5 protein-coding genes are annotated in these 7,934 nt (G+C 75.7%); all 5 read right to left on the bottom strand.

The window, feature by feature from the left end:
* Nucleotides 1-12: 12 nt before the first annotated feature.
* Complete coding sequence (locus ACWEVO_RS22830; RefSeq protein ID WP_452309559.1) at nucleotides 13-1,227, bottom strand: hypothetical protein; 1,215 nt, start codon at nucleotides 1,225-1,227, stop codon at nucleotides 13-15.
* Nucleotides 1,224-2,243, bottom strand: coding sequence for a TauD/TfdA family dioxygenase (locus ACWEVO_RS22825; protein WP_452309558.1), 1,020 nt, complete (start codon nucleotides 2,241-2,243; stop codon nucleotides 1,224-1,226). The genes ACWEVO_RS22830 and ACWEVO_RS22825 overlap by 4 nt, the downstream gene beginning before the upstream one ends.
* Nucleotides 2,240-3,295 carry a TauD/TfdA family dioxygenase gene (locus ACWEVO_RS22820; RefSeq protein ID WP_452309557.1) on the bottom strand — a complete coding sequence of 352 codons (1,056 nt, stop codon included), beginning with the start codon at nucleotides 3,293-3,295 and terminating at the stop codon, nucleotides 2,240-2,242. Before ACWEVO_RS22820 ends, ACWEVO_RS22825 begins: the two co-directional genes overlap by 4 nt.
* A complete protein-coding gene (locus ACWEVO_RS22815) occupies nucleotides 3,292-6,501 on the bottom strand; it encodes an amino acid adenylation domain-containing protein (protein ID WP_452309556.1) in 3,210 nt (1,069 codons plus the stop codon). Before ACWEVO_RS22815 ends, ACWEVO_RS22820 begins: the two co-directional genes overlap by 4 nt.
* Nucleotides 6,498-7,934, bottom strand: a 1,437-nt coding sequence (locus tag ACWEVO_RS22810; protein ID WP_452309555.1) for an MFS transporter, incomplete at its 5' end; no start/stop codon positions are given. The genes ACWEVO_RS22810 and ACWEVO_RS22815, both read right to left, overlap by 4 nt.

Raw genomic sequence — 7,934 nt, 5'->3', positions numbered from 1 at the left:
CGCCCACCGAGATCAGGCCGGGTCGTGTCGGTCGTCCGTAGACCCGGAGGTCTCCTGGGTCTCGTCGAGCAGGTCGACGAGGGTACGCGCCGGCGCCTCGGACGGCATCCCGGCGGCGTCGGCCAGCCAGCCGGCCTCCCCATTGCCGAGCGCGGCCGGCGGAACACCCTCGGCGAGCGCGGCGGGCAGGGCCCGCAGGACGGCCAGCAGCGCGTCGAGCAGCCACTGCCCGCCGGTCACCCGCAGGGTGACCCGGTCGCCGTCCGTCGCGGCGGTGAGCTGCGGCCCGGCGGGCGCCGCCGGGGCGGTGACCTCCACCGCGCCGCCACCGAGACCGGCCACCGTGGCCAAGTCCACGCTGGACACGACCGCGAAGCCCGCCACCGCCCCGGACTGCTCGTCCACCGGGTCGACCAGGTGGAACGCCTCGTCGGCGGCGGTCTCGGCGGCGCGGACGGCGGCCAGCAGTTCGGCCGGGGCGGCGGGCAGCGGCAGGGCCACCCGCAGCGGGCCGTAGCCGCCCAGCGGACCCACCACCGCGGCCGTACCCTCGGCCTGCCGGCCGTCGCTCCACCGGGCCAGCAGCAGGTCCGCCTCGTCCGCCCCGTCCGGCGTCTCGCACCGGCGGGACACCGCGAGGGCCCAGGCGGCGAGGAGCACGGTGGCCGGCTCGACTCCCGCGGCCCGCGCGACGTCGGTCAGGTCGGCGTCGGGCACGGTCGCGGTGACGACCGCGGTCGGATCGTCACCGTGCGGGGTGACCAGCCGGGCGGGCGCAGCGGCGGGGGAGGGGGCGGGGCTCTGCTCGCGCTCCTCGAACTGCCACTCGGCGACGTCCAGGAACTGCAACGCCTCCGGGCCCTCCGGCAGCGCCTCCCCGGCGTACGCCCGAGCGAGGTCGGCCAGGACCAGCCGCAGGCTCGCCGGGTCGGCGATCAGCGGGGTGGCGGCCAGCTCCAGCGTGTCGTCGGTGAGGGTGACCGACAGTTCGCCCTGCGCGCCGACCACGACGGCCCGGTTGTCGTCCACGTCCTGCAACGGCACCCGCAGCCCGGGGTGGTGCACCAGGGCCAGCCGCAGCGCCTCGTGCCGAGCCACCACCGTGTCGACGGCGGCCTGCAACCGGGCCCGGTCCAGCGGCCGGTCGAGCCGGACCCGCGCCCGAACCAGGTCCTGCTTCCCGGACCAGGCCAGGCGCTGGGTCGGCGACAGACGGTATCCGTTCACAGCAGCACACTCCGGTTGACGTAGAGGTCGGACATGGCGACCAGGATCTGCCGGTCGCCGCTGAAGGGTTCCCGGCCGTGGGTGGCCAGGAAGTTGTCCACGACCAGCACGTCGCCGCGCTGCCAGGGCACCGAGACGGCGTGCTGCCGGTACAACTCGCGGATGCCGGTGACCACCTCGTCGGGGATCGGCTCGCCGTCGCCGTAGTAGGCGTTGCGGGGCAGCCCCTCCGGGCCGTACTCGCGCAGCAGCGCGGCGGAGACCTCGGCCGGCATGTTGGAGACGTGGAACAGGTGGGCGTGGTTGAACCAGACGGTCTCCCCGGTACGCGGGTGCGTGGCCACCGCCTGGCGGCGGGCGCGGGTGCGCAGCCCGTCCCCGCCCAGCCAGGTGAACTCGGTCGCGGAGGCCGCGCAGTACGCCTCCACCTCGGCCCGATCGGTGGTCTGGAACGCCTCCTGCCAGGGCAGGTCCAGATGCGGGCCGTAGTTGCGCACGTAGCAGACGCCGGAGCGGAGGAACCGTTCCCGCACCCCGGCGGGGATCAGCGGGGTGATGACCCGCTCGCTGGCCAGCGGGGTGGCCCCGCCGCTGCCGGTGGCCGGCTGGGCGCACCAGAAGTAGAGGTACGTCGGCCAGTTGTGCGAGTAGGACATCTCGTGGTGCAGCGGGATCCACTGCTCCGCGTTGAACTCGGTGGAGGTGAACACCCGGTCGGCGACCTCGTGGCGCGGGGCGGCCCGCTCCAGGTAGCCGAGCAGGTCCGGGCTGACCGCCCGGGCGGCCTGGCTGAAGTCGTCCGCGGTGCCCACCTCGAAGCCGCGGAAGAACACCGCGCCGTGGCGGTCCAGATCCCGCAGCAGCTCCTCGCGCCGGCCGGCGAGCCAGCCGGCCAGGTCGAGGTCGGGCACGGCGGCCTCGACGAGCAGCACGAACTCGTCGTCCACCAGTACCCGGCGGGACACCGGGGAGCTGACGGTGGCGGTACCGCGCCGACGCGGCGCCGGCCCGCTCACGACGCCACCGCCCCGGAGTCGAGCGCCTCGGTCAGCTCCGGCGCGGCCACCGGGTCGGACATCGCGGTGAGGATCCGCCGGGGCGGGGTGAACGGGTCCCGGGCGTGCGCGGCCAGCATGTTCTCCACCAGCAGCACGTCACCGAGCTGCCAGTCGAAGGAGCGGGTCTCGGCGGCGTACGCGGCCCGCAGCTCGGCCAGCACCTCGTCGGGGATGGGCGTGCCGTCCCCGTACGCGGTCTGATAGGGCAGGTCCTCTTCGGCCAGCGCGGCCCGCAGCCCGGCGCTGACGTCGTCGGGCAGGGAGGTGACGTGGAAGAACAACGCGTGGTTGAACCAGGTCCGCTCCCCGGTGACCGGGTGGCGGCGTACCGCCGGGCGGACCTGCCGGGTGCGCAGCTGCTGGTCGCCGACCCACTCCACGTCGATCAGCGCCTGGGCGCAGTACGCCTCGACCTCCTCGCGCCGCTCGGTCTGGAACGCGGTCTGCCAGGAGAGGCTGATGCCGGGCAGGTAGTTGCGCCGGTAGAGCACCCCGCGCCGCTCGAACTCCGCGACGGTCTCCGGGCGGAGCCGGGCGAGCACCCGGCGACTGTCCGCCAGGGGCGTGCGCCCGCCCGCGGCCGGCGCCACCTCGCAGTGGAAGACGATCCGCAGCGGCCACCGCACCGTGTACGACTGCTCGTTGTGCAGCACGATCGGCTGGTCGGCGGGGTGTTCGGTGGAGGTGTACACGCCCTCGGTGACCTTGCTGCGCGGCGAGGACCGCTCCCCGTAGGAGAGCACGTCGTCGGAGAGGGCGGCCATCACGGTGCGGAAGTCGCCGGCGCCGGCCACGGCGAAGCCGCGGAACAGCACCGCTCCGGCGTGGCGGGCCAACTCGTCGACCTCGTCCCGGTGGCCGGCGAGCCAGCCGGCCAGGTCGACGTCGGGCACGTTGGCCCGCACCAGCGCCGGCAGCGGGCCGCCGGGCCAGTCGGGGCGTACGTCCACCAGGTTCCGGTCACGGCCGCGACGGGGGATGGGCCGCGCGACCCGGGTCTGCTCTGTCATGTCTCTCTCCCAGCGGTGTCGACGCAGTCGGCCAGACTGCGCCGGGGGTCGGCGGCGGCGGTACGCAGCAGCGCGGTGAGGCGGCCGTGCCACGCGACCACGCCGTCGTGGTCGAACAGGTCGGTGCGGTAGGTCCAGAGCGCCGCCAGCCCGTCCCGCCGCTCGTCGAGCCAGAGGGTCAGATCCAGCCGGGCGGTGTCCGGGGTCAGCTCGACGCCGATGAACTCGACGCCGGCCGCGGTGCGGTGCCGGGCCGGCGGGGCGTTCTGCACGCCGAAGGCGACCTGGACGAGGGGGTTGCGGTGCGGCCGGCGGGTGGGCCGGAGCCGTTCCACCAGCAGGTCGAACGGGACGTCCTGGTGGGCGGCGGCGAACAGGGTGACCCGGCGGGCCTCGTCGAGCAGGTCGGTGAAGCTGCGGTCGGGTGCCGGGCGCAGCCGTAGCGGCAGGGTGTTGACGTGGCAGCCGACGCTCTCCTCGGCGGCGACGCTGGTGCGCCCGGCGAAGGCGACCCCGATCAGCAGGTCGTCCCGGCCGGCGGCCGCGCCGAGCAGGGCGGCGAAGGCCGCCAGCCCGACCATGTGCAGGCTGGCCCGCTCGGCCCGGGCCAGCTCGCGCACAGCCCGCGCGGTGGCTGCGTCCACGGTGGTCCGCAGGGCGGCACCCGAAGCCTGAGCGCCGGACCGGCCGGCCCCCGGCGGGGGCGGCGTGGCGGGCAGGTCGAGCAGGTCGGGCGCGCCCCGCAGCTCGTCCAGGATCTCGGCGACCGCCTGCCGGCCCGCGGGTCCGGTCAGCCACTCCCGCTCCGTGAGGGCGAGCACCGCCGGGCCGACCGCCGGTTCGCCCGGGCCCGTTCGGCCGTGGTCCTCGGCGTCGTACGCCCGGGCCAGGTCCCGCACGATCAGGCCGAACGACCAGTCGTCGCAGACGATGTGGTGGACGACCAGCAGCAGCGCCACGGCCCGGCCGGCGGCGTCCGGCAGCAGATGGGCGCGGAGCAGCGGTCCCGTGGCCAGGTCCATCGGCGCCCGGGTGGCCTCGGCGGTGAGCAGGCCGAGCCGTTCGTCGAGCGACGTGCCGGGGTCGGGCGGCGCGACGGCCGGCGCCCGGTCGGCGGTGGGCAGCACGTGCTGGACCGGCCCGTCCGGGCCGGCGGGGAAGACGGTGCGCAGGGCCGGGTGCCGGTCGACCACCCGGCGCAGCGCCCGGGCCAGCCGGTCCGGGTCCAGTGGGACGGCGAACCGCACCGCGAAGGCCAGCAGGTAGGAGGTGTCCGCCGGGTCGAGCCGGTGCAGGAACCAGAGCCGGGCCTGCGCGGCGGAGAGCGGAGCGGGCCCGGCCGGTACCTCGACCGGGACTGGCGCGGCCGGCTTCCCGGACGATGCCGGCCTGGCCGGCGCCGGGTCGACCGACCCCGGCCTGACCGGCGCCGGGCCGGGGGTCGCGTCGAGGTGGGCGGCGAGCGCGGCGACGGTCGGGTGGGCGAAGAGGTCAGCGGGGGTGACGCGCCGGCCGGTCGCGGCGGCCAGCCGGGTCGCGCAGCGGACCGCGAGCAGGGAGTCCCCGCCGAGGGCCAGGAAGTCGCTGTCGCCGCCGCTGACCGGCACACCCAGCAGCTCCTGCCAGACCGCCGCCACCGTCCCGGCCGTCCCGCAGAGCCCCCCGTCGTCCGGCCCGGCGTCCTCGCCGAGGGTGGGGGCGGGCAGGGCCGAGCGGTCCACTTTGCCGTTGGGCAGGGTGGGCAACCGGTCCAGCCAGACCACCGTGGCGGGGACCAGCGGCGCGGGCAGCACCGCCGCCAGCCGCGCCCGGACGTCGTCGCGGCGCTCGCCCACCAGGTAGCCGACCAGCAGCGGATCCCCGCTCGGCCCCTCCCGTACGGCGGCGCTCGCCTCGCGCACCCCGGGCAGGGCGGCGAGCCGCGCGGCGACCTCGCCCAGCTCGATCCGGTAGCCGCGCAGCTTCACCTGGTCGTCGAGCCGGCCGAGGTACGCCAGCTGGCCGTCCGGCCGCAGCCGGACCCGGTCGCCGGTGCGGTACATCCGCTCGCCGGGACGGAACGGGTCGGGCCGGAACCGGGCCGTGGTCTCCTCCGGCTGGTCGAGATAGCCACGGGCCAGGCCGGCCCCGGCCAGGTGCAGCTCGCCGGGGTCGCCGGGTGGGACCGGCCGCCCCCCGGGGTCGAGGACGTAGACCCGGGTGTGCGGCAGCGGGCGGCCGATCGGCGGGTCTTCCTCGTCCGGCGGCACCTCCGCCCAGGTGGAGTAGGTGGTGTCCTCCGACGGGCCGTAGAGGTTGCAGAGCCGGCGCACGTGCGGACGGGACCACACCCGGGCGGCCAGCGCGGCGGTGAGCGGCTCCCCGGCCAGGCAGACCGTACGCACGCTCGGCGGCAGCGCGTCCGCGGTGAGCAGTTCGCCCATCGCGGAGGGGACGGTGTTGACCAGGGTGACGGGCAGCCGGTCCGCCCCGCGGGCGGCGAGGGCCAGCACGTCGTCGACGAGCAGCACCCGGCCGCCCCAGCAGAGCGGGCCGAAGATCTCGAAGATCGACAGGTCGAAGCAGACGGAGGTCGCGGCGAGCATGCCGCCCAGTTCGGCGTCGTCGAAGGTCTGCCGGGTCCAGTGCATGAGCACCGACGCCGACCGGTGCTCGATGGCCACGCCCTTCGGCCGCCCCGTCGAGCCCGAGGTGTAGATGACGTAAGCCAGGTCGGCGGGGGTCGTCGCGGCGGCCGGCTCGGTGCCGTCCCCGCCCGGGTCGAGCCGGTCGACCGCGAGCGCCGTGCCCGGGAACCGGTCGGCGAGGTCGGCGCGGGTCAGCACCAGCCGCACGCCCGAGTCGGCGGTCATGAACGCCACCCGGGCGGGCGGGTACGCCGGGTCCAGCGGGACGTAGCAGGCACCGGCCTTGAGTACGGCGAGCAGCGCGACCACCAGGTCGGGCGTGCGCGGCAGGCAGACGCCGACTCGGTCCTCCCGGGCCACCCCGCGGTCGAGCAGGACCCGGGCCAACCGGTTCGCCGCCTCGTCCAGCTCCCGGTAGGACAGCGCGCGGTCGGCGTGCCGGACCGCCTCGGCGTCGGGGGTGCGGGCGGCCTGCGCGGCGACCATCCGGTGCAGACAGTCGACCTCGGCCGGCCCGCCGGACGTACGCCGGGTGGCGGCCCGGCGGGTCGGGCCGGGTGACCGGGTGGGGGCGCTCACCGGCGGGCACCTCCGCTCTTCAGCTGCGCCAGCCGGCGGTCGGCCTCCTCCTGCAACCGGTCCTTGTCGGCGAGGATGATCGTGCCGGGATCGTTGTCCGGCAGCTCGTCCTCGACGTCGCGGATCGGCCGGTACGCGATGCCGGCGGCCGCGAGGGCCAGCGCGCAGAGCCCGGCGACGATCGCCGCGAGGGCCATTCCACGGCCCGGTCCGTTGCCGAGGACCGAGGCCAGCAGCCCGCTCGACGACACCAGGGGGGCGAAGACGTGCTCGGCGAGCGGGCCGGCGCTGAGGAAGCCGGCCGGCACCATCAGCCAGGAGAGCATCTGCCCCATGGACAGCACCCGGCCCTGGAGTTCCAGCCCCACCTTGGCCTGCACGATGGCCAGCCAGTGCGTGTTCACCAGGGCGGTGGCCAGGCCCATGCCGAACAGGCCCAGGGCCGGGAACAGCGGGCTGGGGTGCAGGCCGACGGTGACCAGCGACGCGCCGAGCAGGACGACGCTGCCCAGGATCCCGGTGGTACGCCGGGCGGTGCCGCCCCACACGCCCATCAGCACCGAGCCGACGAGCATGCCGACCCCGCTGGCGGCGAGCACCCGGCCGAGCACCGCCGGGTCCCCGAACGACAGGGTCAACGGGGTGACCAGCACCTCGACCAGGGCGAAGAAGTAGTTCAGCGACGCGGTCAGCACGACCAGGGCGACCAGGCCGTGCCGCCGGACGATGAACCGCCAGCCGCCCAGCACCTCCTGGCGGAACGGCTCCTCGCGCTTGACGAACAGGGTGTCCGGGAAGCGGACCGAGAGGGCGACCACGACCGCGAACGTGAAGGTGAGCAGGTCGATCAGGACGATCCCGCGCAGCCCGACGGCGATCACCAGGGCACCGCCGACCAGCGGCGCCAGCACCGTGCTCGTCGCGGTGCCGAGGGAGACGATGCCGTTGGCCCGCCCGTAGTACCGCTTCGGCACGAGTTGCGTGACGGCGGCCAGGTAGGCGGGTTGCTGGAAGGCGGTCGCCACCGCGGTGACGCTGATGGCGGTGAAGACGTGCCAGAGCTGGAGCTGGCCGAGCCAGAGCAGCAGGGCCAGGGTCACCGTGCCGGTGGCGGCCAGGCAGTCGGCGAGGATCATGATGAGTCTTCGGTCCCACCGGTCGGCCAGCGCGCCGGCGATCGGGGAGAGAACCACGGCGGGTAGCAGCGCGAGCACGGTGGCGGTGGCGAAGAGCGAGACCGAACCGGTGCGCTGGTAGACCCACAGGCTCATGCCGAAGCCGGTCAGTCCGCTGCCGATGAGCGAGACGAGCTGCCCGATCGCGACCAGGTAGAACACCGTCAGGCTCGGCATCGCCCGGCGCGCGCCGGGCCGGTCGGGAGCCGACGTGGCCGGCCGCATCTCCGGCTCCCGGCGCACCGGAGTCGTCGCGAC

It is taken from the genome of Micromonospora sp. NPDC003776 (assembly GCF_053605645.1).
This window is presented reverse-complemented; position numbering and strand designations above follow the sequence as displayed.

What these genes read in the sequence shown, in the direction of transcription:
- ACWEVO_RS22820 (WP_452309557.1), bottom strand. Translation starts at nt 3,295, where the DNA reads ATGACAGAGCAGACCCGGGTCGCGCGGCCCATCCCCCGTCGCGGCCGT.